Below are 25,521 nucleotides of genomic sequence, written 5' to 3' on the forward strand. Positions count from 1 at the left end.
CCATCGGAAGTACGGGAAGAGATGTCCGCACCCAATAAGTCGTACGACCCTGTTGAGGTCGAGGCACTGAAACCGGAAGAGATCGAGCGCATGCGGGACGAGGCGCTCGCCGCCTTCGCCGCCGCAGACTCCCTCGAGGCGCTCGCCCACGCGAAGTCCGCGCACACCTCCGGCACCTCGCCGCTCTCCCTCGCCAACCGTGAGATCGGGGCACTGCCGCCGCAGGCCAAGGCCGAGGCCGGCAAGCGCGTGGGCCAGGCCCGCGCCGCCGTCGGCCGGGCGCTCGCCACGCGCCAGACCGAGCTCGAGGCCGAGCGCGACGCCCGGGTGCTCGTCGAGGAGGCCGTCGACGTCACGCTGCCCCACGACCGCGTCCCCGCCGGTGCCCGCCACCCGCTGACCACGCTCTCCGAGCGCATCGAGGACGTCTTCGTCGCCATGGGCTACGAGGTCGCCGAGGGCCCGCAGGCCGAGGCCGAGTGGTTCAACTTCGACGCGCTCAACATCGGCCCGGACCACCCGGCCCGCGGCGAGCACGACACCTTCTTCGTGCAGGACGCGGACGGGGGCGCCGACTCCGGCGTCGTGCTGCGCACCCACACCTCGCCCGTGCAGATCCGCTCGCTGATCGACCGCGAGCCGCCGGTCTACGTGATCTGCCCCGGCCGGGTGTACCGCACCGACGAGCTGGACGCCACGCACACCCCCGTCTTCCACCAGGTCGAGCTGCTCGCCGTCGACGAGGGCCTGACCATGGCCGACCTCAAGGGCACCCTCGACCACATGGTCCAGGCGCTGTTCGGCGAGGGCATGAAGACCCGGCTGCGGCCGAACTTCTTCCCCTTCACCGAGCCGTCCGCCGAGATGGACATGGTCTGCTACGTGTGCCGCGGCGAGTCCGTCGGCAACCCGGACCGGCCCTGCCGCACCTGCTCCAGCGAGGGCTGGATCGAGCTCGGCGGCTGCGGAATGGTCAACCCCAAGGTGCTCACGGCCTGCGGCGTCGACCCCAGCAGGTACAGCGGGTTCGCCTTCGGGTTCGGCATCGAGCGGATGCTGATGTTCCGCCACAACGTCGAAGACATGCGAGACATGGTCGAGGGTGACGTCCGGTTCACCCGGCCGTTCGGGATGGAGATCTGATGCGGGTCCCGCTTTCTTGGCTGCGGGAGTACGTCGACCTGCCGGCGACGGAGACCGGCCGTGACGTACAGGCCAAGCTCATCGCCGCCGGGCTCGAGGTCGAGACCGTCGAGCAGCTCGGCGCCGGGCTCAAGGGCCCGCTCGTCGTCGGCCAGGTGCTGACCATCGAGGAACTGACGGAGTTCAAGAAGCCCATCCGCTTCTGCACCGTCGACGTCGGCCAGGCCAACGGCACCGGCGAGCCGCAGGAGATCGTCTGCGGCGCCCGTAACTTCTCCGTCGGCGACAAGGTCGTCGTGGTCCTCCCCGGCGCCGTCCTCCCCGGCGACTTCGCCATCGCCGCACGCAAGACGTACGGCAGGACCTCCCACGGGATGATCTGCTCCGGGGACGAGCTCGGCATGGGCGACGACGGCAGCGGCGGCATCATCGTGCTCCCCCCCGAGCACGAGGTGGGCACCGACGCGATCAAGCTGCTCGAGCTCGTCGACGAGGTCCTCGACATCGCCGTCACGCCCGACCGCGGCTACGCCCTGTCGATGCGCGGCGTCGCCCGCGAGACGGCCACCGCCTACGGGCTGCCGCTGCGCGACCCGGCGCTGCTCGACGTGCCCGGACCCAACTCGTACGGCTACGGCGTCAAGGTGGCCGACCCGGTCGGCTGCGACAGCTTCACCGCGCGCACTGTCGTCGGCCTCGAGCCGGAGGCCCGCTCCCCGATCTGGCTGCAGCGCCGGCTGCAGAAGGCCGGGATGCGCCCGATCTCGCTCGCCGTCGACATCACCAACTACGTGATGCTCGAGCTCGGCCAGCCGCTGCACGCCTACGACCGGTCCCGCCTCGACGGGCCCATCGGGGTGCGCCGCGCGGAGCCCGGCGAGAAGCTCACCACCCTCGACGGCACCACGCGCGTCCTCGACGCCGAGGACCTCGTCATCACCGACAACCGCGGCCCCATCGGTCTCGCGGGCGTCATGGGCGGCGCGAACACCGAGATCGCCGACGCGGCCCCCGACCCGGAGACCGGCCGGATCAACGGCACCACCGAGGTCGTCATCGAGGCCGCGCACTTCGACCCGGTCGCCATCGCCCGCACCGCGCGCCGGCACAAGCTGTCCTCCGAGGCGTCCAAGCGCTTCGAGCGCGGCGTCGACCCGCAGGCCGCCGCGGCGGCCGCGCAGCGCACCGTCGACCTGCTGGTGCTCCTCGCCGGCGGCACGGCGGAGGGCGGCGTCACCCAGGTCGTCGCCCCCAGCGCCCCGCGCACCATCGCCATGCCGGCGGACCACCCCGACCGCGTCGCGGGCGTCACCTACGGCCGTGAGACCGTGGTGCGCCGCCTCCAGGAGGTCGGCTGCGACGTCTACGGGCAGGACGACCTCGTCGTCACCGTGCCCTCGTGGCGACCCGACCTCGCAGAGCCCAACGACCTCGCGGAAGAGGTCATCCGGCTCGAGGGCTACGAGAACCTCCCCTCGACCCTGCCCACCCCGCCGTCCGGCCGCGGTCTCACCGCACGCCAGCGGCTGCACCGCCGGGTCGGCCGCGCGCTCGCCGGCGCCGGTTACGTCGAGGCACCGAACTACCCCTTCATCGGGGAACCGGTCCTCGACCAGCTCGGCCTGGACGCCGACGACGCCCGCCGCCGGGTCGTGAAGCTCGTCAACCCGCTCTCCGACGAGGAGCCGGCGCTGCGCACCACGCTGCTGCCCGGTCTGCTCGGCGCCCTGCGGCGCAACGACGGGCGCGGCAGCCACGACCTGGCGCTTTTCGAGACCGGTCTGGTTTTCCGCCCGACCGGCGAGGAGCGCCCGGCGGTGACGCCGCCCGTGGACCGCAGGCCCACCGACGAGGAGATCGCCTCGCTGAACGCGGCACTGCCGCGTCAGCCGCGCCGCGTCGCCGTCGTCCTCGCGGGCGCCCGCGAGCAGGACGGCTGGTGGGGCAAGGGCCGCCCGGCCGACTGGGCCGACGCGATCGAGGCCGGCCGGCTCGTCGCCCGCGCGGCGGGCGTCGAACTGACCGTCCGCGCCGACCAGCACGCGCCGTGGCACCCCGGCCGCTGTGCCGCGCTGTACGCGACGGTGGACGGCGAGGAGACCCTCGTCGGCCACGCCGGCGAACTGCACCCGCGCGTCGTCAAGGCGCTGCACCTGCCGGACCGCACCTGCGCGATGGAGCTGGAGCTCGATGTGCTGGAGCAGGCGTCGACCGGCGTCGTCCAGGCCCCGCGGATCTCCACCTTCCCGGTGGCCACGCAGGACGTCGCGCTCGTCGTCGCGAACGACGTGCCCGCGGCCGACGTCGAATCCGCGCTGCGCGAGGGCGCGGGCGAACTGCTGGAGTCCATCCGGCTGTTCGACGTCTTCACGGGCGAGCAGATCGGCGAGGGCAGCAAGTCGCTCGCGTACGCGCTGCGCTTCCGCGCCGCTGACCGCACGCTGACCGTCGACGAGGCGTCTGCCGCGCGTGACGCGGCGGTGTCGCTGGCGACGGAGCGCACGGGAGCGGTGCTGCGGGGCGCGTGAGCCTGTGCCGTGTGCGTGGGGCCCGCCCGGAGCGATCCGGGCGGGCCCTTCCGCGTGCGGGCGCGGGTTGCCGCTGCGCGGGGCCGTTTCCCCTCCCCGCCCGGACCCGGACCCGGCACCGCGCTCCGCGCGGTGTTTCGGGGGCTCCGCCCCCGGGCCCCCGCGCCTCAAACGCCGGCGGGGCTGGAGTTGCCGGCAAGGCTGATTTCGCGCAGCGAAATCAAGCCCGCCCGGCGTTTGAGGGCACGGCCGAAGGCCGTACAGGGTCCGGGCGGAGCCCGGTTTCGGGAAGGAGCGGGTAGGGGAATGAGCCCGCCGCAGGCGCCCACGCACCCGCACCCCCACGCACCCGCACCCCCACGCACCCCCACGCACCCGCACCCCCACGCCCCCGCGCAGCGCCCCCGCCCCCGCCACGCGAAACGGCGCGGGCCGGAGGGGGAAGCCGGTCCGCGCCGTGCGAGGGGCGGGCCGGGAAGGGTCCGATGGACCGGCCGGGCCGCCCGCGGCCTGGCGTCGCCCGCCCTGCCGCGGAGTGTCGGGCAGATCAGCAGGACGGACGACGCGCTCGGGGCCGCCGCACTGTACGAGGGGGAGCCGGCGGCCCGGCCGCCTCTGTGAGAGGCAGTTCAGTCAACAGGCCCCGCCCGCACGCCGGGAGCGCACGCAAGCCGTGGAAAAGCGCACTTGTTTCACACCCCGTGCGAAACGGTCTCCACTACCCTGAGCGGACGCACGTCACCGGAGGGGGCCATGCAGCCCAACACCCTTCTCGACGCCCTGCTCGAAGAAGCGGGCTTCTCCCACGCGGGCCTCGCCGCCCGCGTCAACCGGGCGGGCTCGGCGAGGGGGCTGTCGCTGCGTTACGAACACACCGCGGTGGCACGGTGGTTGAAGGGCCAGCGCCCCCGCGGCCGGGTTCCTGATCTGATCTGCGAGGTGCTCGCGGAGCGGCTGCGGCGCGCGGTCACTCTCGACGACGTCGGGCTCGGCGTACCGGACGCGCCCGCGACGCCCCGGAGTTCGTCGCTGTCCGGGTTCGTCGAGCGGGCCACCGCTCTCTGGCGTTTCGACGCCCAGCAGCGGGCCCGGGACGCCGGTGCGCCCGCGGTCACCGGTACTCCCGCGGTGATGCCGGTGTGGGAGTGGGAGAACCCGCCGGAGGACTTCGACGTCTCACGCGAGGGGTGCGCCCGCGTCGGCATGGCCGACATCCAGATGCTCAGATCCGCGCGCGCGCACTACGAGTTGATGTACCGGCGGGCCGGCGGCATCGCGACCCGCTCACGTGTCGTCGGTTTCCTCCACGCGGAGACGGCTCCGCTTCTGCGCGGCTCGTACAACGACGCCCTCGGCCGCCAACTGCACCGCGCCGCCGGTGGTCTGGTGGCGGTGGCCGGGATCTGCGCCTACGACTCCGACGCGCAGGGCCCGGCCCAGCGCTACTTCCACCAGGCGCTGCGGCTGGCCAAGGCGAGCGGTGACCGAGGGCTCGGCGCGTATGTGATCGCGCTGCTGGTGAACCAGTCGCTGTTCATGTCGGAGCACCGGCAGGCGGTCGCCTTCGCGGAAGCGGCGCTGCGGACGGCGGGCCGGCAGATCACCCCCGCGCTCGCCGCCGACCTGTACGCGATGCAGGCCAAGGCGTACGCGCATCTCGGCGACGGCCCGAGCGCGCGGCGCTGTATCGGGCGTGCCGAGTCGGAGGCCGAGCGGATCCGTCCCGGCCACGAGCCGGACGAGACCGGGTACGTCCAGCCGGGCCTGGTCAACGTCCAGGTGGCGGAGGCGCTGCTCGGTCTCGGGGAGCTGGCGGCGGCGAGGGAGCACGCGACTGCCGCCGTCGGCACGCCCGCGCACGAACGGGGCAGGGTGCACCGGCTCGCCATGCTCAGTCAGATCGAGCTGCGCCAGGGCGAGGTGGACCGTGCGGCACGGACGGCCGCGGAGATGGTGGAGCGGGCCCGGGGGATGGAGTCGCAGCGGCTGAGGGACCGGATGCGGGCGGTGCGCGAGCATCTGGCGGCGAGCGGCTGTGCCGGTGCGGAGGAGGCCGCCGAACTCATCGACGGTGCGCTCCGCGTTCCCCTCTGACCGAGCTCCTGCTGCCATGTTGGCCATCTACTTGTCGGAAGGTGGCAGAAACGTGCAGTGGACGAACTTAAGCGAACAAACCGTGTACGAGAACCGGTGGTTCAGGGTCAACCTCGCGGATGTCGAGCTTCCAGACGGCCGGCACCTGGACCATTTCCTGATACGTCTTCGCGCTGTCGCCGCCGCGACGGTGGTCAACGACGCCAACGAGGTGCTGATGCTGTGGCGGCACCGTTTCATCACCGACAGCTGGGGCTGGGAAATCGCCGCGGGCGTCGTCGAGGACGGCGAGGACGTGGCGGCAGCGGCGGCCAGGGAGATGGAGGAGGAGACGGGCTGGCGGCCCGGCCCCCTGCGGCACCTGCTGACCGTGGAGCCGTCCAACGGCCTCACCGACGCCCGCCATCACCTCTACTGGGCCGAGGACGCCGCCTACACCGGGCATCCGGCGGACGACTTCGAGTCCTCCCGCCGCGAGTGGATACCGCTGAAGCTGGTGCCCGACATGATCGCCAGGGGCGAGGTCCCGGCCGCCGCGATGGCGGCCGGGCTGCTGATGCTGCACCACCTGCGGCTCGGCTGAGGCGCCGGCCGGCTCGGTGGCCGGGGCTCAGTAGGTGTAGAAGCCGGAGCCCGTCTTGCGGCCGAGCCGGCCCGCGTCCACCATCCGCTGGAGCAGCGGGGGAGCGGCGTACAGCGGCTCCTTGTACTCCGCGTACATGCTGTCGGCGACCGAGGCCACGGTGTCGAGGCCGATCAGGTCGGACAGCTTCAGCGGGCCCATGGGGTGGGCGCAGCCCATCTCCATGCCGTTGTCGATGTCCTCGCGCGATGCGATGCCCGACTCGAACATCCGGATCGCCGAGAGGAGGTACGGGATGAGCAGCGCGTTGACCACGAAGCCCGAGCGGTCCTGGGCGCGGATCGGGTGCTTGTCCAGCACCTGCTGCACCACGGCCTCGGAGCGCTTGATGGTCTCCTCGGAGGTGGTCAGCGCCGGGATCAGCTCGACGAGCCGCTGCACCGGGGCCGGGTTGAAGAAGTGGATGCCGATGACCTGGTCGGGACGCGAGGTCGCGACGGCCAGTTTCACCAGCGGGATCGAAGAGGTGTTGGAGGCGAGGATCGCGTCCTGACGCGTCACCACCTGGTCCAGCACCTGGAAGATCTCCGTCTTGACCTGCTCGTTCTCCACCACGGCCTCGATGACGAGGTCGCGGTCGGCGAACTCCCCGAGGTCGGTCGTGAAGCTCAGCCTCTCCAGGGTGGCGTCCCGCTCCTCGTCCGTGATCTTGCCGCGTTCGGCGGCCTTGGTCAGGGAGTTGAACAACCGGGTGCGACCGATCTCCAGGGCCTCGCCCGTGGTCTCTGCGACCTTCACCTCGAGGCCGCTGCGGGCGCACACCTCCGCGATGCCCGCGCCCATCTGGCCGCAACCCACCACTCCGACGCGTGCAATGTCGGCCATTGAGTCCGTCACCTCGTGCCTTTCGCTGATCTTTCGGCCGGCAGGTCCCCCGTATGGTTCCGGCGCCCGCCCGACGCCCCGACGTTACTCCGAATGCGTGGGTGGCCGAGCGCCCGGGGCGGGCATGCTCTGCGGATACGACGGCGGAGACCGAGCCCGACAGGGGTGGACATATGGGGCGGATCGGCAGAAGAGGGTTCGTTGTGACGGCGGCGGGGGCGCTCGCCGCGTTGGCGACGGCCGGTGACGCGGCAGCCCGTGTCCCCTCCGAGGAGGCGTCCCGCGGCAAGGGCCGCGGCCGCCGGACCGGACGGGAGTTCCGCGGTATGTGGCTCGCCACCGTGGGCAACCGGGACTGGCCCTCCCGGCCCGGCCTCACGGCCGACCGGCAGCGCGCGGAGCTGCTCGCGTACTTCGACACCGCCGTGGAGCGCCGGCTGAACGCCGTGATCCTCCAGGTGCGCCCCACGGCGGACGCCCTGTGGCCCTCGCCGCACGAGCCGTGGAGCCAGTATCTGACCGGGGTCCAGGGCCAGGACCCGGGCTGGGACCCGCTCGGCACTGCCGTACGGGAGGCTCACCGGCGCGGGCTCGAGCTGCACGCCTGGTTCAATCCGTACCGGGTGGCCACCCACACGGACCCCTCCCGTCTCGTCGAGACCCATCCCGCCCGCCTGCACCCGGACTGGACCGTCGCGTACGGCGGGAAGCTCTACTACGACCCGGGCATCCCGGAGGTCCGGCGCTTCGTCGAGGACGCGATGATGGACGCGGTGGTCCGCTACGACATCGACGCCGTCCACTTCGACGACTACTTCTACCCGTATCCGGTCCCCGACCAGGCCTTCGACGACGACGCGACCTTCGCCCGGTACGGCGACGGGTTCCCCGACAAGGCGGCCTGGCGGCGCGACAACATCAACCGGCTGGTGCTGGAGACGGCCGCGCGGATCAAAGCCGCGAAGAAGCACGTCCGCTTCGGGATCAGCCCCTTCGGCGTGTGGCGCAACGCCGCCACGGACCCGCTGGGATCCCGTACGGCGGCCGGGGTGCAGACCTACGACGACCTGCACGCGGACACCCGCCGCTGGGTCAAGGAGGGCTGGATCGACTACGTCGTCCCCCAGGTCTACTGGAACATGGGCTTCCCGCCCGCGGACTACGAGGCGCTCGTGCCCTGGTGGGCGGAGGTCGCGGACGGCACCGGCGTCGACCTCTTCATCGGGGAGGCCCTGTACAAGGTGGGCGTGGCGGGGCAGCCGGAGGCCTGGCACGATCCGGCCGAGCTCTCGCGGCATCTGACGTTCGCGCAGAGGTACCCGGCGGTCGGCGGTCACTGCTACTTCTCCGCGATGGAGGTCGTGGCGGACCCGATCGGGGCGATGACCAGGGTGGTGGCCGACCACTACCCGACCAGGGTCCGGCCGCCGGCCTGACGCGCCTTGGGGCGTCAGGTCTTCTCGTGGTGCCTGACGACGGTGTCGGGTCCGGGGGACAGCAGCGCTTCGTGCCCGTCCTCGAAGCGGACGCGGAACGGCGGATTGCCTTCGGACCCCAGGACCTCGACGACTTCGGCGACCTTGTCGTGCTGTCCCACGGTCCTGCCGTGCACCAGCAGTGTGTCGCCCACGCTCGCTTGCATCGGGACTGACCTCCTCGGAGCGGCTCGATCTGTGGATTTGTCCGTTTCATCGAGTCTACGGCCGGGGGAGTCCGCCGCGCCTTCGGTGCTGCTCAGGTCGGTTCAGGTGCGGGAGCGCTGGGTGACGGCGATGCACACCAGAACGCCCACCGCCGCGAGCGGCGCCGCGGGCGAGAGCTCCTCGCCGAGCAGCAGCACCGACCAGACGAGCGTCAGCAGCGGCTGGGCCAGCTGGAGCTGACTGGCCCTGGCGATCCCGATGCCGGCCATGCCCCGGTACCAGACGTACAGCCCGAAGAACGTGGATCCGGCGGCCACCCAGACCAGCCCGACCACACCGCGCACACCGAGGTGCACCGGCTCGTACGCCAGGGCCACGGCGGAACCGGCCAGGGCGAGCGGCAGGCAGAGGATCAGGGCCCAGCCGATCACCTGCCAGCCCGGCATCTGCCGCGCGAGCCGGCCCCCCTCCGTGTAGCCCGCCGCGCACACCAGCAGCGCGCCGAACAGATACAGGTCGCCGGTGTGCAGCGCGCCGCCGCTCTGCTGCACCGTGAACGCGATCACGACCGCCGCGCCGGCGAGCGCCGCCGCCCAGAAGGTGCGGGACGGCCTGCGGCCCGTACGCAGGGCGGCGAACGCGGCGGTGGTCAGGGGCAGCAGACCGACCACCACGGCCGCGTGCGAGGAGGTCGACGTCTGCAGCGCGAGCGTCGTCAGCAACGGGAATCCCACCACCACACCTCCTGCGACCGTCGCGAGCGAGGCCCAGTGGCGGCGGTCGGGCAGCGGGACACGGAACGCCAGCAGGAACGTACCGGCGATGGTCGCGGCGAGAGCGCTGCGCACGGCCACCAGCGACCAGGGGCCGAAGCTTTCGAGCCCCCACACCGTGGACGGAAACGTCAGGGAGAAGGCGACCACGCCCAGCGCGGCGAGAAGTGTGCCGCTGCCGACCGCTATCGAGGTGGTGTCAGTAGCGCTATCCTGTGCTCTCATGCAAGAGAGTAGCAGTGTGGCGGAACTCGCGAGGTCGCTGAAAGCGGAACTCGACCGCTATCCGGCCGGTGGGAAACTGCCGTCGAGCCGTGCTCTGGTCGAGCGCTTCCGGGTGTCCCCGGTGACCGTCTCCCGCGCCCTCGCGCAGCTCGCCGCGGAAGGCCTCGTCGTCACCCGGCCCGGCGCCGGCGCGTACCGGGCGGAGCCGCGGGCGGACGCGCGTCCCGCGGGCGACACCTCCTGGCAGGAGGTGGCCCTCAGCGCCGACGCCGCAGCCGAGATCGTGCCGCGCGCCGTCGACGCCTCCGGCGTCCTCGTCACGCTCGCCGCCCCGCCGCCGGGCGTCGTCGAGTTCAACGGCGGCTATCTGCACCCGGGCCTCCAGCCGGAGAGCGCGATGGCCGCCGCGCTGGCCCGCGCCGGGCGGCGTCCCGGAGCATGGGGCCGCCCGCCCACCGACGGGCTCCCCGAACTGCGTGAATGGTTCGCCCGCGGTCTCGGCGGCACGGTCACCGCCGCCGACGTACTGGTCACCGCGGGCGGCCAGTCCGCGCTCACCACCGCGTTGCGCGCGCTCGCTCCGCCAGGGGCACCCGTCCTCGTCGAGTCACCCACCTACCCGGGCATGCTCGCCATCGCCCGCGCCGCCGGACTGCGGCCCGTACCCGTCCCGCTGGACACCGAAGGCGTCCGGCCCGAGCTGCTCACCGCCGCCTTCCGGGCCACCGGGGCCCGGGTCCTCGTCTGTCAGCCGCTCTTCCAGAACCCAACGGGCGCGGTACTGGCGCCCGCGCGGCGCGCCGCGGTCCTGCGCATCGCGCGGGAGGCCGGGGCCTTCGTCGTCGAGGACGACTTCGCCCGCCGGCTCGTCCACGAGGACGCGGGCCCGCTGCCGCCGCCGCTGGTCGCCGACGACCAGGACGGCGTCGTCGTCCATGTGAGCTCACTCACCAAGGCGACCTCGCCCAGCCTGCGGGTCGGCATGCTCGCCGCCCGAGGCCCGGTCCTCGAACGGCTCCGCGCCATCCATGTCGTCGACAGCTTCTTCGTCCCGCGCCCTCTCCAGGAAGCGGCGCTGGAACTGGTGGGCGCGCCCGCGTGGAGCCGGCACCTGCGCGCAGTGGCCGGCGAACTGAGGAGCCGACGCGACACCATGGCCGCCGCGCTGCGGCTCCAGGTACCCGAACTGGCACTCCCTCACATCCCCTCCGGCGGCTACCACCTGTGGCTGCGGCTGCCGGAGGGCAGCGCGGAGGCCGCCTTCGTCGCCGCCGCCCTCCGCGCGGGCGTCGCCGTGGCCCCCGGCCGCCCCTACTTCTCCGCCGAACCCCCCGGCGGACACGTCCGCGTGAGCTTCGCGGGCGTCGCCGGCGCGGCCGAGATCGCGGAGGGCGTGCGCAGACTGCGCACGGCGTGCGACGAGGTGCTGCGCTGAGGCCGCCGGGCCGAGGACCGCGCCTTACGGGGGCGCTCCCACGGCGTGCGGGCCCGTGCCGGTGCCTGCCCTGATCCTCGACGATCTCCACCGGTCCGTCGGCCCCGACCTGCGGCGGGCCACCGCGCGGCGGGCTCGGGCGCGACCGGGAACCCCAGCCGCGCTCGCCTGGCGGCGGGGCGTGGCGCCCAGGCCGGCGGCGGGCTGACCTCGCGCCTCGCGACCGGAGCCGTCCGGTGCTCTGCCGCGGGCGGGGCTGCGGCTCACTGGCGGGCGGACGGCTGGAGTTCGTGCCCGGAGCCGTCCGGTGCTGTCCCGGCGGCGGGGTTCGAGGCCGCTCGGGCAGGCGCCGGCTGCGGCGCTGGTGAGCGCGGACCGGTCCGCGGGCTCCCCTGGCGGCGGGGGCGTGGCGCTCGGTAGGCGCACGGTGCGGCGCTCGTGACCGGGAACCCGTCCTCGGGTTGCCCTGGCAGTGGGGTAGTGGCTCAGGCCGGCGGCGGGCGGACCCTCGCGCCTCACGACCCGAGCCCTCCGGTGCTCTCACGGCGGCCGGGTTCGGGGCGCTCGGGCAGGCGCCGGCTGCGGCGCTGGTGAGCGCGGGCCGGTCCGCGGGCTCCCCTGGCGGCGGGGATCGGTGCGCTCGGTAGGCGCACGGCGCGGCGCTCGTGACTGGGAACCCGTCCTCGGAACCCCTGGCAGTGGGGTAGCGGCGCTCGGGCGGGCGGCGGGCTGACCTCGCGCCTCGCGACCGGAGCCGTCCGGTGCTTTGCCGGGGCGGGGCTGCGGCTCACTGGCGGGCGGACGGCTGGAGTTCGTGGCCGGAGCCGTCCGGTGCTGTCCCGGCGGCGGAATTCGCGGCGCTGGGTAGGCGCACGGCGCGGCGCTCGTGACTGGAACGCGTCCTCGGGTTCCCCTGGCAGTGGGGTAGTGGCTCGGGCCGGCGGCGGGCGGACCCTCGCGCCTCGCGACTGGAGCCGTCCGGTGCTTTCCCGGCGGCCGGGTTCAGGGCGCTCGGCAGGCGCACGGCGCGGCGCTGGTGAGCGCGGACCGGTCCGCGGGCTCCCCTGGCGGCGGGGGCATAGCGCCCAGGCGGGCGGTGCGCGGAGCTCACGCCTCGTGGCCGGAACGTCCGGCGGCGGGTTCGCGGGCGCCGGGCCGGGCGCGCGGACCGTGAGCCGTCCGGTGCGCTCCCCGTTGCGGCCGCCGGCGGGAAACCCTTGACCTGCGAGGCTCCGGCCAGCACCATCACGCCATGAGTGTCCGGGTCACACTGATCGCCGCCGCGCGCTCGTCCTCGCTGCTCACCGAGCGCTTCGACGACGACCGGCCGCTCGACCAGGCGGGCTGGCACGAAGTGCAACTGGCCGCCCACGCACTCGTGCCGCTCAGCGCCGCGGAGCTGCGCTACTGCTCGCCGACGCCGCGCAGCCGGGCGACCGGGGAAGCCCTGGGCTTCGCGCCGCTGGCACAGCCCGCGCTCCGCGACTGCGACATGGGCCGCTGGCGCGGCTACACCCTCGCGGAGGTCACCGCCAGGGAACCGGCCGCGGTCGACGCATGGCTGTGCGACCCGCGCAGCGCACCGCACGGCGGAGAACCGCTGCTGGCGTTCATCTCCCGCATAGGGGGCTGGCTGGACACCCGCCCGGCGGACGACGGAGGCTCGATCGTCGCCGTCGCGGAGCCCGCTGTCGTACGGGCGGCCTTCGTGTACGCGCTGCGTGCGCACCCCTCGATGTACTGGAACGTGGACGTCAGGCCGCTGTCGACGGTCACCTTGACCGGTGTGCCCGGCCGCTGGAGCCTGCGCCTGGAGGCGACCGTGTGAACGCGGGCCGCGGCGTCCGGCCCGCCGGGCCGGACGCCGCGGCCCCTTCGCCTCCTCCGGGCCGAACGGTCCCTACGAGTCCTCCGGCCCGAGCGACGTCCCAGACGCGGACGACGGCCGTTCGAGGAGCACGAACCCCTCGCGGTCGGCCACCGTCCGGTAGCCCTTCTTGACGGCGCTCCTCAGTTTGAACTTCTCCTCGGCGGCGCTCTGCGGCCATCGCAGATGGTCGGGCACCCGGGTGTCCACCATGATCCACTCGGGATAGGGGCGGCTGTCGGCCCAGCCGTAGAGGCTCACACTGGTGCGGGACACGAGATGCGGCACCAGATGTGTGGACGCCTGCACCGTGGCGCCCTCGGGGATCAGGTCCATCACGCTGTCCGCGACGTCCCGGCGGTGGTCGCTCCGCCAAGTGGCGGGCTGGACGAGCTGCCACAACGGGAACTGCGGCAGGAGCAGCGCGGTGATCGCCGCGGACGCCGCCAGGTAGCGGCGCACCCCACCACCGGCGGAGCGCCTGCGGACCAGTGCGTCGACGAACGCCGCGAAGACGATCGGCATCAGCACGAGCGAGTAGTGGTATCCGGTGCCCCAGTGCACTTCGTTGCTCGAGGCGAACCGCCACAGCACGGTCGGCACGGCCACCAGCAGCAGCGGGGACCGCAGGGCGAGGAACAGGGTGGGTGCGAGCAGCAGCACCAGCGTCGTGATCTTCTGCACCGGGGTGATCAGACCGATCGTGAGCTTGTGGAGCAGGGCCGGCAGCCCGCCGTCCTCGCCACCGGGACCGTCCAGCCACATCAGATAGCCGTAGGACCCGCTCGGATTGAACGCCGGCAGGATCACCGTCATCGCCAGCAGCGTCCCGGTGACACCGCACACCGCCGTGACGATTCCCAGCCGGCGGTCGCCGCGCCGGGCGATGAGCAGGCCGATCACGGCCACGCTGATCCCCAGGTCCTCCTTCACCAGCAGCAGCGGCAGCGCCCAGTACGCCGCGGCCCGCAGCCGGTCGTTCGCCAGTGCGGTCAGCGAGCAGGCGAGGAGAGGAACGGCGAAGGCCACCTCGTGGAAGTCGAAACCGACCGCGCTCGCGATGCCCCAGGACAGGCCGTAGCAGAGGCCGATCACCACGGCGGCCGCAGCGCCGAGCGTGCGGCGCGCCCAGAGTGCCAGGGGAATCACGCTCGACGCGATCAGCGCCGCGTGCACGACGAGCAGGGTGTCCGTCGAAGGATGGAGCAGGTAGAGGGGGGCGATGAGGGCGAGCACGGGAGAGAAGTGGTCGCCGAGGACCGGGAAGTCCGGGCCCTTCACCTCCGAGACCGGGAGGTGTCCTTCCGCGTAGGAGCGGACGGCCTGTTCGAAGATTCCCAGATCGAAGCTGTGGGACAGCAGCATGTCGTGCCTGCGCACGGACAGGGCCGCGTAGGAGACGAACAGCGCTCCCGCAAGGCCCCAGATCCACCAGGGGATTCGGCGGCCGGCCGCGGGGTCCCGCGACCGGTCCGTCTCCCGTTCTTCGACAGCCGCTTCTCGCGGAGCGCTCGCAGTGGTGCTGATCGGGGGCGCCTGCATGACCGTGCCTTCCGGAAGCCGAGCCTGAGAGCCCTCAAGATGTCAGCAACGAAACGCAGGTGAGACAGATGCCCTCAGCGGTGCGGTCAGGTTCCACCGAATGGGCGCAGAAGCGCGCCGGCGGTCCTGGCGGTCGCCGGTGCGCCGGTCGTCATGAGCTACGGCGGGGCTTGCCCTGCCTGCCCTTCGGCCCCGCGGAGCCGCTCCGCGGCCGCTTGCCCGCGGCGTTGCCGGCGGCCTTGCCCGCCGTCCGGCCGCCCGAGGACTTCCCCGCGGAGGACTTCCCGGCGGCCGTCTTCCCGCCCGAAGTCTTCCCGCCGGACGTCTTCTTGCCGGAGGTCTTCCGCCGAGCCTCGTCCGCTCCGGGACGCTTGCCCTTCGGCTGTTCCTGCGAAGGGCGGCCGCGCGTGCTGTTGACGGTCCGGCCCCGGACGATGCCGATGAACTGTTCCACGAGATCGGTCGTCGCGTCCTCCGGCCACGACAGGGCGACACGCGACACGGGGGCGTCGGAGACCGGCCGGTAGGTGAGGTCCTTGCGGTGGTGCAGCCGGGCCAGCGACTGCGGCACGACGAGCACTCCCACTCCCGCCGCCACCAGTTCGACGGCGTCCGCCGTCGAGGCGGGACGTTCGATGGCCGGCAGCCCCGGCAGCTGCTCCCATTCGAGGGTGTCGTCGAGAGGGTGCAGGACGATGTCGTCGGCGAGATCCTGGGCGGTCACCTCGTCCACGGCGGCCACGGCGTGGTCCTTCGGGACGACCACCACCGTGGTCTCGGTGTAGAGGGGGATCGCGCTGAGATCCGTCCGGTCGATCGGTGACCGCACGAAACCGGCGTCGGCGTCGCCGCTTCGCAGCATCCCGGGAGCTTCGTCGGCGGAGACCGCGACGAGGGTCAGCGGGACGTCCGGGAGCCGCTCGTGCCAGATCCGTACCCACTTGGTCGGCGTCACGCCGGGGACGTACGCCAGCCGGAAAGAAGGGGATGCGTCGGAGCCTGTCACTCCGCCAGGTTACCGGTCGTGGTCAGAGGCATCGAACACCTCTCGATACCCTTGACACCATGACGTCGCACCAGACCACCCAGACGATGAAGCCCGCAACCGCGGCGAAGAAGCTGGGTGTGTACCTCCCGGCCACACCCACCGAGTTCCAGGAGGGTGTCGTCTCACGCAACGAGCTCAATGCTCTGCAGGCCGACCCGCCCCAGTGGCTGCTGGACCTGCGCCGCGACGGACCGCACCCCCGGCCGGTGGTCGCGGCGAAGCTGGGCGTCTCCATCGCCGGCCTCGCCCGCGGCGGGGTCACCGAGGCTCTGACCACGGAGCAGATCGACGAGCTGAAGCGGGAGCTTCCGGACTGGCTGCGGCAGGAGCGCGCCACCCAGGCGGAGGTCCGCAAGGAAGCGGCCCGCATCAAGGAGAAGAACGCGGCGCGAGCCGAGCAGCCGGGCGACGCGCGCTCCTGACCTGCCGCACCGAGCGACGGTAGAGGCCGGCGACGAGCGCCTGCCGCCGCGTCGGCAGTTCCCTCAGGCCCGAGAGCCCGGCACTCGTCGCCGACAGCTGTACTGGACCGACGGCCGGGGCGGACGCGCCCCGGAGCCGTCGGCACCTCGCTGAATCCGAATCCGGGAGCCCTTCGGACGCGGTCCGTGCAGGATGCCTTCCGTGAACCATGTCCTGTGCGGCCTCGCCGCCAATGCCGCCCTGCCCGCCGAGCTGCTCGACCGGCTGATCGCGGTCGCGGACGCCGACGTCGCCGCGGACCTGGCGCGCCGCCCGGAGGCAGCGGCCGCCAACCCGTCGTTGCCGCTCGCCGTGATGTGGGATCTGGTGCCCTAGCCGTACGGGCACCGGTTCCTACTCCGTGCCGAGCGCCGTGGGGACGTCGAGGACGGCAAGGAAGGCGGTGGCCGCGGGCGTGCGGCCGACGCGGTTCCAGACGACGTGTTCGACGCGGGCCGGTGCGTCGGTGACCTCGATGGTGGTGACGCCGGTGAGCTGAGGCGCGTAGGCGGCGGGGAGCATGGCGATGCCGAGGCCCTGCTCGACCAGTCGCGCCATGAAGTCCGCGGCGGTCACTTCGAAGGCGACGTCGCGGCTCAGACCGGCGGCCGCGAAGGCCTGGTCGGACTGGATCCGCCCGGCGGTCCCGGCCGGAAGGTCCACGAACACCTCGGAAGAGAGCGTGCGCAGGGCGACCGTCGGTTCGCCGGCGAGCGGATGGTCCGGCGCGACCACGGCGACGAGTCGGTCACGGGCGAGTTCGTGGGAGGCGACACCGCGGGGCCGCGCCGTGGTCGGCAGCCCGAGGAAGGCCACGTCGAGGATCCCCTGCTCCACCTGCTCGGTCAGGTCCTCGCTCGCGCCCACCCGCAGGCCGATGCGCACATGCGGGTACTGCCGGCGGAAGTCGCGCAGCGCAGCGGGGACATCGACCGCCGCGACGGTGGGGATCAGGCCCACCGCGAGCCGTCCGCGCACCTCGCCGACCGCCGCTGCGACCTCGGCGGCCGCGCGCTCGGCGGCCTCCAGGCACTGGCGGGCGGCGGGGAGGAACGCCGCGCCGGCAGGTGTCAGCCGCACCCGGCGGCTCGTGCGCTCGAAGAGCCTCGCGCCGAGTTCCTGTTCCAGGCGCGCGATCTGGTGGCTGAGCGCGGACTGGACCACATGACACCGCTCGGCGGCGCGGGTGAAGCTGTTCGTCTCGGCGACGGCGATGACGTAGCGCATCTGCTGGAGCTCCATCGACCCATCGTGGATCGAGATCGGTGCGGTGACAAGCATGTGTTGGACTCATTGATCGCGGCAGGGCGAGACTGCGGGCGTGACAAGTCCCGGAGCACAGAGAGTTCTTGACCGAACCGGCAGCGGTGTCTCCCAAGGGAAGCTCCCGCGCACCGTTCTGACGGCGCTCGCTCCCTTGGCGTGGGGCACGACCTATGTCGTCACCACCGAGCTTCTCCCGCCGGGACACCCGCTGTTCGCGGGACTGCTGCGCGCGTTGCCCGCCGGGCTTCTCGCGCTGGCGATCACCCGGACGCTGCCGCGCGGAGCATGGTGGTGGAAAGCCGCGGTGCTCGGCGTGCTGAACATCGGGCTGTTCTTCCCGCTCCTGTTCATCGCGGCCGAACGACTGCCGGGCGGTGTCGCCGCCACGCTCGCGGCGGCTCAGCCGCTCGTCGTCGCCGTCCTGGCCGTGCCGGTCCTCGGTGAGGACCTGTCGATCAGGCGTCTCCTCTGGGGCGTGACCGGGGTCGTCGGTGTCGGCCTGGTGGTCATCGGGCCGAACGCGGCATTCGACGGCGTCGGGGTCGCGGCGGGCCTCGCGTGCGCGGCCACGATGGCGCTGGGGGTGACGCTCACCAAGCGTTGGGGACGTCCTCCGGGGGCCGGTCCCACCACTCTCGCCGGCTGGCAGCTCACCGCGGGGGGCCTGTTCCTCGTGCCCGTCACGTTCCTCGCGGAGGGGGCACCTCCTCCGGTCGGCCTGCCCGCCGCCGTCGGCTACCTCTGGCTGGGTCTGGCCGGCGGTCTTGCCGCCTACGTCCTCTGGTTCCGCGGCATCACCACATTGCCCGTCACCTCCGTCGCGGTTCTCGTCCTGCTCTCGCCGCTGGTCGCCGCGGTTCTCGGCGCCGTGCTCCTCGGTCAGACGTTCGGCCTGGTCCAACTCGTGGGTTTCGGGCTCGCGCTCGCCGCGATCGTCGCGGGGCAGCTTCCCGCACCCGCCCGCTCACGGGACCGCTCTCCGTGACCGAGCACTCGCGTCGGCCCGCGCCGACCGGAGTGCTCGGCCCCAAGGAACCCGTGGGAAAAGGGCTTCGCCGTGAATGCCTGGTCCGGGCATGATGCGCACCGTGCACGAGGACACGGCCCAGGGCAGGCACGGACGGTACAGGCTGACGGAGACGGAGCACGGTCACGTCTGGGGATCGTGCGCCGCGGCGGACGGACTCTTCGGGGAGCCCCGGCGCGGGACGTACGAACTGTTCGGCTGGACCCCGGAAGGTGATGAGCCGGGGGACCGGGTCGGCAGCCGGGTGTGGCTGGTGCCGGACGACCAGGAACTCGATCCTCCCTGGCTGCTGGAGGACGCGGAGAGCCTGGGGCGCCCTCCCGGAACGGACAGTCGGGTCCTCACCGGCCTGGACGACTACGAGGGTCCACCCGAGGGACACCGGGGTCGCGTTCGCGTGCACGACGGGCGCCGATGGCTGGGTTCCTGCCGGGAATTCGCCCGCGTCCTGCCGCCGAAGCACGTGCCGCCCCCGCTCGTCCTGCGGGGGCTCGCCCCGAGTGATCGGCTGCGGGCGGCGCTGAGCAGAGGGACACGGCGGGCACTGGACCTTCAGGAGGCCGCCCTGGAGATACATGACGACCGGGGCGAGCCGCTCACCGAACGACTGCTCCGGGCCAGGGTCAGCGCCTGGCGCCCGTCCTCCCGCGGGACGGAACTGATCGACCTGGAGCTCGACGGAGCGCACTTCGAGCCCGTTCCCGCACACGCCCGGCCCGTCTGGGAGCGGTGGCTCGCCGGGCCGCCGGACAACCCGGGCGCCTGGGCCGGCCTCGACACCCGACGCCGCGGCGCCTGGCTCGATCTCGTCCGGGAACGGGCCGGCCGGCGCACCCGCCCCGACCGGCCGGCCGGTCACGCCTACGAACTCGACGGCCGCCACGTCACCGACGAAGCGGGCCTCTACCTGGCGCTCGGCGAGGCGGTGAACGGGCCGGGTGGCTACTTCGGCGGCTGCCTGGCAGCCCTCGACGACTGTCTGCGCGGCACCTTCGGCTGCACCGCCCCCGCCACCCTGCTCTGGCGGGACGCGGCGACGGCACGCCGGCACCTGTCCCGGGCCCTGACACCGGACGGCCGGCGATACGACCAGTTCGCCGTGATTCTCGAGGTCCTTGCCGAGGGCGGTATGCACGTCACCCTGGCGTGAATCGCGGTCCGCCCGCCACGGACCCGTACGGGGAGACCGAGCGCCGGGTCCGTGCCGCCGATCACCGGACCGGACGGCGCGTGCGCCGGACGCGGTGAGTCCTGTTCATGCGCCGCCGAAGCGGCCCATGAGTCCTGTTCATGCGCCGGCAAGCGGCCCGCGGCGTGCGGCCCACACCATGCGCTCGGTGCGCACATTCAGGTCGGTGCGGCGCAGGACGCTGTGGGGGCCGTCGGTGTCGAGCAGTTGGTCGAGAGCGGTCAGGTCCTGGGGCGTCAGGGCGGATACGACACCGCCGCGGATGCGGCGCAGACTGCTGAGCGCGTAGCGCCCCACCGCGTCGGTGTGGGGCGGGCCGATGTCTACGGTGACGGTGCGTTCCCCTTCGACGGTGAAGCCGGCGCCTCTCAACTTGGGTCCCCAGTCGGCGCCGCGGTGGGGAACCTGCTCGGCGTGGTGGTGATCGAGGGCGGCATGGCAGCGCTCCTCGAGCCCGGGCGCTTCTTCCGGGGCGTCTTCGGGCAGGAACCGGGGGAAGCCGGCCAGCTCGACGACGGCGAACAGCCCGCCGGGCGCCAGCAGTTCGTGGACCTGCCGCAGCGTGCGGTCCGGGTCGGCCATGTGGTGCATGGAGGCCGATGCCCAGACCAGCTCCGGCGTGCCGAGGTCGGGCCACGCGGTCGCGTCGAGGTCTGCCTCGACGAGGCGCACGCGGTCGGCCGCTCCGGCCGCGGCTGCCTTCTCCCGCAGGCGGTGCAGGTGGGCGGCCGAGGAGTCGACCGCTGTCAACTCGGCCTCGGGAAAGCGCTCCAGCAGAGCGAGGGTGCCGGCTCCGGTCCCGCAGCCCAGGTCCACGATGTGGCGGGGGCCGGTCCCGACGGGCAGCCAGGCGGTGATGGACGCGGTGTGTCCGGCGAGCACTTCCGCGTCCAGGTCGAGGATCTCCGCCTGGTCCTCTGTGTCCTGGCCGTGGCCGTGGTCGGGCCCGTGTCCGTGGTCGGACCCGTGCCCATGGTCGGACCCGTGTCCGTGCTTGTGCTCGGACCCGTGTCCGTGGTCGTGCTCGCGGTCGTGGACATGGTGCGCGTCGTGGTGCGCCGTGTGCGGGGAGGGGTGGCTCATGCGCCCACGCTAAGCGGGCCGTACGCGTGTGACCCGGCCGGTTCCGGAATGCGCAAGGCGATGGCCGGCTGGACTGCGTCACACGCAAACGGTCACGGCGACCGGCGGTCCGCCGTCCCGGTGTCCTCGCCGCGCTGGTGACCGCGGCGGGCGTCGCGGTCGAAGATGCCCAGGATCTCGCAGGGTCCGCCCTCGGCGCCGATGGCGTGCGGGAGCATCGTGGGGAACTCCGCCGCCTGGTTGGTCTCGATCCGCAAGCGCCGGTTGCCCAGGAGCAGGACCGCGGTGCCGGAGAGGACGACGAGCCATTCGCGGCCCGGGTGGGCGCGCATGCGCGCGGGGTTGTCGGGCGGCGGGTCGGTCATGCGCTGGCGTACGACGGTCATGCCGGGCTCGGCCTTGATGGGCCAGCGCATCAGCCCGTGGGCGCCGTCGATCATCGGGTTGGAGACCACGTCGTCCGTGGCGGTCTCGACCAGTTGGTCGAGCGAGGTGTCCAGGGCGCGGGCGAGCGTGACGAGCTGGTCCAGCGCCAGGCGGCGATGGCCGTTCTCGATGCGGCTCAGCGTGGACTGGCTCAGGCGGCCACGGGCCGCCAGTTCCTCCAGGGACCAGCCCTGCGCCACGCGCAGGGCGCGGATGCGTTTGCGTACCAGGCTGTCCAGCTCACCATTGTCTTGCGTCATAGGCAACATGCTATGCCGACAAGGCAAGCACTGGTTAGCGTCGTCCTTGTTCGCCCCCGGGCACGACCCGGACGGCCCAGCAGCCCGGCCCTCGCCGCACACCGGCCGCGTACGCGAAGGACGGGCCACCATCCCTTCACCCCTGGCGCTCCGGCGCCGGTCTCTCCATGCCCTGTCGAGAGGAATCCATGAGTACGAACCAGCCTCCCCAGGTGAGCGCTGCCCCGAGCGGCGCCCCCGCCGAGGGCGTGCCGGACGCGCGTCGGCGTCGCACGATCCTGATCGCCGTCTGCGTCGCGCTGATGGCCGTCATCGCCTCGGTGTCCGGGCTCAACGTCGCCCAGCCCGACCTGGCGGTCGCCTTCGGCGCCTCGCAGAGCACGATCCTGTGGATCATCAACATCTACACACTCGGCCTGGCCGCACTTCTCCTGCCGCTCGGCGCGCTCGGCGACCGCTGGGGGCGCAAACCCATGCTCCTCACCGGCCTGATCGTCTTCGGCGTCGCCGGCGTGGTGGCCGGTCTCGCCCCGTCCGCGGAAGTCATGCTCGCCGCACGCCTGTTCAGCGGCGTGGGTGCGGCGATGATCATGCCCATCACGCTCGCCGTCATCACCTCGACCTTCCCGGCCGAGGCGCGCGGACGGGCGATCGGCGTGTGGACCGGCGTCGCCGGGGGCGGCGGCGTCCTGGGCATGTTCCTCTCCGCCGCCCTGGTCGACGCGGCGAACTGGCGGTGGCTGTTCGTCCTGCCCGTCGCACTCGTCGTCGTGGCCTTCGTCATGGCGCTGCGTTCCGTTCCCGACTCCCGCGAGAGGTCCGGGCACACCTTCGACACCGTCGGCGCTCTGACCTCCGTCGCAGCGGTGGCCGGCCTCATCTTCGTCCTGCAGGAGGGACCCGAACGGGGCTGGACCGCTCCGGCCACCCTGGTCGGCCTCCTCGTCGGCGTCACCGCCACCGTCGGCTTCGTGGCCTGGGAGCTCCGCCGCCGGGATGCCGCGCTGCTGGACGTGCGCCTGTTCGGCGAGCGTTCCCTGGCCGGCGGCTCGATGACGCTCCTGGTGGTCTTCGGCGTCCAGGCGGGCATCTTCGTGGCCCTCTTCCCGTACTTCCAGGCCGTGCTCGGCTGGTCCGGTCTGCTGTCCACCCTTGCGCTGATGCCCATGGCCGTGCTGATGATGGCCGCCTCAAGTCTCGCCTCGCGGCTCACCGCGCGTGTCGGCCCGCGAGCGACCATGGGCACGGGAATCCTCACGGCCGGTGCGGGTCTGGCGCTGATGGCCGCCATGGTCTCCGTCGACGGCGGTTACCTGTCCGTTCTTCCCGGCATGCTGACCATGGGCATCGGCATGGGCCTGTCCATGACGCCCTCCACCGAGGCCATCACCGGTGCCCTCCCCGGTGAGCGCCAGGGTGTCGCGTCCGCCCTCAACGACGTCACGCGGGAGTTCGGGACCGCGCTCGGCGTCGCCCTGCTCGGAGCGCTCCTGTCCTCCGGCTACCGCGGTGCCGTCGACACCCGGCTCGCCGGCGTGCCCCAGGGCGCCGCGGACACCGCCCGAGAGGGCGTCGCCAACGCCCTCGACGTCGCGAACCAGGCCGGACCTCGATCGCAGGCACTGATCCACGCAGCCCGGGAATCGTTCGTCGACGGCTGGCAACAGGCCATGTGGGCGGGCGTCGCCGTCATGGCCGTCCTCTTCCTCCACCTCCTCGCCAAGGGCCCTCGGTACGCCACCCCTGAGCCGGCCGAGCACGCCACCCACGAACCGGCCGACGCGAGTCCGTGAAGGTGCAACGTGATCGAGGGGTCGGAACCGCCGTGAGGACGGGCTCGGCCGCGGCCCACTCGAAGGGTGGCTTCGCGGCTCCGCTTCCCCTATGGCCGTCATCCCTCTAATCTAGGTAGACCTACCTACCTAGTTTGGATCGTGATGAGCGGGACCGATGTGAGTACGGGGCAGAGCGGCAGGCGGCGTCCGGCGAGGGAGCGGCTGCTGGCGGCGGCCGCCCGCCGCTTCTACGCCGACGGGGTGGCGGCGACCGGCATCGACACGATCACCGCCGATGCCGGTGTGGCGAAGATGAGCCTCTACAACAACTTCTCCTCCAAGGCCGAACTCGTCAGGGCCTACCTCGACGCCCGGCACGAAGAGTGGCTCGGCCTCTACCGGGCGCGGCTGGAGCAGGCCCGGGGGCCGCGCGCCGGGGTGCTGGCGGTCTTCGACGCCTACGCCGACCACGCGGCGTCCGCCTTCGAGCACGGCTTCCGCGGCTGCGGGCTGCTCAACGCCGCCGCGGAACTCCCCGCCGCGGACGCGGGGCGGGCCGTGGTGCGCGCTCATAAGGAGGAGGTCGAGCGGCTGATCGCCGGCCACCTGGAGGAGCTGCTGCCCGGCCGCCCCGATGAGGCACACGCGACGGCCGAGCACCTGTCCTTCCTCCTGGAGGGCGCGATGGCCCGCGCCGGCCTGGAGGGCGACGGCGTCCGTCTCCAGCACGCCCGCTCCCTCGCGGCCGACCTGCTCGAGCGACTGTGAGGCGGCCCGCCGGACACGGCAGGTCCGCGGGGACCGGCGCGCTCTGTGTGCTGGCGGCCTCCGTCCTGTGGGGGACGACGGGCACGGCCGCGACGTTCGCCCCGGAAGTCGGGCCGCTCGCCATCGGCGCCGTCGCGATGGGCCTGGGCGGACTCCTCCAAGCCCTCCTCGCCGCCCCACGGATCGCCCGCCACGCGGCCCGGCTGCGCGACCAGCGCGGCACGGTGCTGCTCGGGGCGGCCTCGGTGGGGGTCTACCCCCTGGCGTTCTACAGCTCCATGCACCTGGCCGGAGTCGCCGTGGGGACCGTGGTGTCGATCGGCGCCGCCCCGTTGGCGTCGGCCCTGATCGAACGCGTCGTGGACGGCCGTCGGCTCACACGCCGCTGGATGCTCGCGGCCTCCCTCGGGCTGTTCGGCACCGTTCTGTTGTGCGTCGCGGAGGCCACCCGCGCCGCCGACGACGCGGGAGGGGCCTCCGTGGCCGCGACCGTGCTCGGTGTGGGCCTCGGCCTCGTCGCCGCCGCGACCTACGCGCTGTACTCCTGGGCCGCACACCGGCTCATCAGCCGCGACATCCCTTCCCGTGCGGCGATGGGTGCCGTCTTCGGGCTCGGCGGGCTGCTCCTCCTGCCCGTCCTGGCCGTCACGGGCGCCCCGCTCGTCAGCTCGTGGTCCAACGCGGCCGTCGGCGCCTACATGGCGCTGGTCCCGATGTTCGCCGGCTACGTCCTGTTCGGCCGGGGGCTCGCGCACGTGCTCGCCAGCACCGCCACCACGCTGTCCCTGCTGGAACCGGCCGTCGCGGCCGTACTCGCCGTCCTGGTCGTCGGCGAACGCCTCCCCGCCGCCGGCTGGACCGGGATCGCGCTCGTCATCGCATGCCTCGCCGTCCTCACCACCCCCGCAGCAGCCGTCCGCCGCCAGCGGCGATCCGGCGGGCCGGACCAGAGCGCCGATGCCGGTCCGGCGAGGCAGGGCGACCCGGTGCGTTCCTCGGCCCCTTAGGACGCGCGGCCCGTCCGACCGGAGGCGACGAGTCTCCCCACCGACGTCCTCACGCGAGATGGCCGTCTTCTGCACCGGGCGGCGTTGTTGTCGCGACCACGGCGGGCTGATCCCCGCACGGACACCCGGGCCGGTGCTCGCATGCCGATGATGTTGCTGTGCACCGTACTTGGCCCCGATGGACAGTGGGGCCCAGGGGCCGTCGCTTGGTTCGGGCTCCTCGGGGTAGATCGGGCGGGCACAGTTAGAAGTCCCGGTTCGCCGACTCCGGCGGCGGAGGTCATCCAAGGCAGGACATCCATGGCGTGGGCGCGTTCGCCGGTGGCGAGGGTGTCGACCGCGGTGTGGAGGTCGACGAGGGCGGGTCTTCCGTTGTTGCTGAACCAAACACCGCGAATCGCCTGAACGTGGTCTTCGGTGGATGCGTGGAGGCTGACCGCACCGGCCCGAGCCTGCCCGGGCCCAGCCGGACTGACAGCGCCATCGCCGAAG

22 protein-coding genes are annotated in these 25,521 nt (G+C 72.9%); 14 read left to right on the forward strand and 8 right to left on the reverse strand.

The features are described 5' to 3' along the window. The first annotated feature begins 21 nt into the window (after window positions 1-21). The 4 genes from pheS (at window position 22) to SPRI_RS29605 (ending at window position 6,348) form a co-directional block, all read left to right on the forward strand. Window positions 22-1,143, forward strand: a complete 1,122-nt coding sequence (gene pheS, locus SPRI_RS29590) for a phenylalanine--tRNA ligase subunit alpha (RefSeq protein ID WP_005319601.1) — start codon at window positions 22-24, stop codon at window positions 1,141-1,143. Next, window positions 1,143-3,671, forward strand: coding sequence for a phenylalanine--tRNA ligase subunit beta (pheT, locus tag SPRI_RS29595; RefSeq protein ID WP_053557495.1), 2,529 nt, complete (start codon window positions 1,143-1,145; stop codon window positions 3,669-3,671). Before pheS ends, pheT begins: the two co-directional genes overlap by 1 nt. 753 nt (window positions 3,672-4,424) lie before the next feature. Beyond that, entirely contained in the window at window positions 4,425-5,765 is a 1,341-nt protein-coding gene (locus SPRI_RS29600; protein WP_053557496.1) for a hypothetical protein, read from the forward strand. A 52-nt stretch (window positions 5,766-5,817) separates the two neighbouring features. Continuing rightward, window positions 5,818-6,348, forward strand: a complete 531-nt coding sequence (locus SPRI_RS29605; RefSeq protein WP_078951313.1) for an NUDIX domain-containing protein — start codon at window positions 5,818-5,820, stop codon at window positions 6,346-6,348. Window positions 6,349-6,375: 27 nt separating this feature from the next. Here SPRI_RS29605 and SPRI_RS29610 read toward each other — a convergent pair whose 3' ends face one another. Beyond that, window positions 6,376-7,233, reverse strand: coding sequence for a 3-hydroxybutyryl-CoA dehydrogenase (locus SPRI_RS29610; protein WP_053557498.1), 858 nt, complete (start codon window positions 7,231-7,233; stop codon window positions 6,376-6,378). Window positions 7,234-7,406: 173 nt separating this feature from the next. On the opposite strand from SPRI_RS29610, the gene SPRI_RS29615 reads away from it, so the two are divergent. Further along, window positions 7,407-8,669, forward strand: coding sequence for a glycoside hydrolase family 10 protein (locus SPRI_RS29615; RefSeq protein ID WP_037775196.1), 1,263 nt, complete (start codon window positions 7,407-7,409; stop codon window positions 8,667-8,669). Window positions 8,670-8,683: 14 nt separating this feature from the next. Here the strand turns inward: SPRI_RS29615 and SPRI_RS29620 are convergent, their stop codons facing one another. Together SPRI_RS29620 and SPRI_RS29625 are read right to left on the reverse strand one after the other, a co-directional pair. After that, complete coding sequence (locus SPRI_RS29620; protein WP_005319606.1) at window positions 8,684-8,875, reverse strand: DUF1918 domain-containing protein; 192 nt, start codon at window positions 8,873-8,875, stop codon at window positions 8,684-8,686. Window positions 8,876-8,977: 102 nt separating this feature from the next. Next, the gene (locus tag SPRI_RS29625; protein WP_050791601.1) at window positions 8,978-9,874 is read right to left on the reverse strand and encodes a DMT family transporter; all 897 of its coding nucleotides are present in this window, start codon (window positions 9,872-9,874) and stop codon (window positions 8,978-8,980) included. On the opposite strand from SPRI_RS29625, the gene SPRI_RS29630 reads away from it, so the two are divergent. Both SPRI_RS29630 and SPRI_RS29635 read left to right on the forward strand, forming a co-directional pair. Next, window positions 9,873-11,309: an aminotransferase-like domain-containing protein gene (locus tag SPRI_RS29630; protein WP_053557499.1), complete on the forward strand. Its 1,437-nt coding sequence runs from the start codon at window positions 9,873-9,875 to the stop codon at window positions 11,307-11,309. The two genes, SPRI_RS29625 and SPRI_RS29630, sit on opposite strands and share 2 nt — an antisense overlap. Window positions 11,310-12,561: 1,252 nt before the next feature. After that, window positions 12,562-13,137, forward strand: a complete 576-nt coding sequence (locus SPRI_RS29635) for a histidine phosphatase family protein (RefSeq protein ID WP_053557500.1) — start codon at window positions 12,562-12,564, stop codon at window positions 13,135-13,137. 72 nt (window positions 13,138-13,209) lie between these two features. On the opposite strand, the gene SPRI_RS29640 is transcribed toward SPRI_RS29635, so the two are convergent. Both SPRI_RS29640 and SPRI_RS29645 read right to left on the reverse strand, forming a co-directional pair. Continuing rightward, window positions 13,210-14,718 carry a DUF2079 domain-containing protein gene (locus SPRI_RS29640; protein WP_005319610.1) on the reverse strand — a complete coding sequence of 503 codons (1,509 nt, stop codon included), beginning with the start codon at window positions 14,716-14,718 and terminating at the stop codon, window positions 13,210-13,212. 151 nt (window positions 14,719-14,869) lie between these two features. Further along, on the reverse strand, window positions 14,870-15,724 hold the full coding sequence (locus SPRI_RS29645; RefSeq protein ID WP_037775199.1) for a LysR family substrate-binding domain-containing protein: 855 nt from the start codon (window positions 15,722-15,724) through the stop codon (window positions 14,870-14,872). Window positions 15,725-15,783: 59 nt separating this feature from the next. Here SPRI_RS29645 and SPRI_RS29650 point away from each other — a divergent pair, with 59 nt between their 5' ends. Then, window positions 15,784-16,188, forward strand: coding sequence for a DUF5997 family protein (locus SPRI_RS29650; RefSeq protein WP_005319614.1), 405 nt, complete (start codon window positions 15,784-15,786; stop codon window positions 16,186-16,188). 202 nt (window positions 16,189-16,390) lie between these two features. After that, on the forward strand, window positions 16,391-16,564 hold the full coding sequence (locus SPRI_RS38590) for a hypothetical protein (protein ID WP_158685202.1): 174 nt from the start codon (window positions 16,391-16,393) through the stop codon (window positions 16,562-16,564). A gap of 18 nt (window positions 16,565-16,582) precedes the next feature. Here SPRI_RS38590 and SPRI_RS29655 read toward each other — a convergent pair whose 3' ends face one another. Then, a complete protein-coding gene (locus tag SPRI_RS29655; RefSeq protein WP_106428569.1) occupies window positions 16,583-17,470 on the reverse strand; it encodes a LysR family transcriptional regulator in 888 nt (295 codons plus the stop codon). Between the two features lie 79 nt (window positions 17,471-17,549). Between SPRI_RS29655 and SPRI_RS29660 the strand changes: the two genes are divergently transcribed. Further along, on the forward strand, window positions 17,550-18,479 hold the full coding sequence (locus SPRI_RS29660; protein WP_005319620.1) for an EamA family transporter: 930 nt from the start codon (window positions 17,550-17,552) through the stop codon (window positions 18,477-18,479). 91 nt (window positions 18,480-18,570) lie between these two features. Continuing rightward, window positions 18,571-19,671 (forward strand): barstar family protein, encoded by a 1,101-nt coding sequence (locus SPRI_RS29665; protein ID WP_005319622.1) that lies wholly within the window; start codon window positions 18,571-18,573, stop codon window positions 19,669-19,671. Window positions 19,672-19,809: 138 nt separating this feature from the next. Here the strand turns inward: SPRI_RS29665 and SPRI_RS29670 are convergent, their stop codons facing one another. Together SPRI_RS29670 and SPRI_RS29675 are read right to left on the reverse strand one after the other, a co-directional pair. Further along, window positions 19,810-20,793 carry a class I SAM-dependent methyltransferase gene (locus SPRI_RS29670; protein WP_005319623.1) on the reverse strand — a complete coding sequence of 328 codons (984 nt, stop codon included), beginning with the start codon at window positions 20,791-20,793 and terminating at the stop codon, window positions 19,810-19,812. 92 nt (window positions 20,794-20,885) lie between these two features. Beyond that, window positions 20,886-21,479 carry a helix-turn-helix domain-containing protein gene (locus tag SPRI_RS29675; protein WP_037775202.1) on the reverse strand — a complete coding sequence of 198 codons (594 nt, stop codon included), beginning with the start codon at window positions 21,477-21,479 and terminating at the stop codon, window positions 20,886-20,888. Window positions 21,480-21,667: 188 nt separating this feature from the next. On the opposite strand from SPRI_RS29675, the gene SPRI_RS29680 reads away from it, so the two are divergent. The 3 genes from SPRI_RS29680 (at window position 21,668) to SPRI_RS29690 (ending at window position 25,029) form a co-directional block, all read left to right on the forward strand. Beyond that, window positions 21,668-23,272, forward strand: coding sequence for an MFS transporter (locus tag SPRI_RS29680; protein ID WP_005319627.1), 1,605 nt, complete (start codon window positions 21,668-21,670; stop codon window positions 23,270-23,272). Window positions 23,273-23,416: 144 nt separating this feature from the next. Continuing rightward, window positions 23,417-24,022, forward strand: coding sequence for a TetR/AcrR family transcriptional regulator (locus SPRI_RS29685; RefSeq protein WP_037775204.1), 606 nt, complete (start codon window positions 23,417-23,419; stop codon window positions 24,020-24,022). Then, window positions 24,019-25,029 (forward strand): DMT family transporter, encoded by a 1,011-nt coding sequence (locus SPRI_RS29690; RefSeq protein WP_259372212.1) that lies wholly within the window; start codon window positions 24,019-24,021, stop codon window positions 25,027-25,029. Before SPRI_RS29685 ends, SPRI_RS29690 begins: the two co-directional genes overlap by 4 nt. Window positions 25,030-25,521 lie beyond the last annotated feature (492 nt).

The organism is Streptomyces pristinaespiralis, assembly GCF_001278075.1.
GTDB classification, from domain to species: Bacteria; Actinomycetota; Actinomycetes; order Streptomycetales; family Streptomycetaceae; genus Streptomyces; species Streptomyces pristinaespiralis.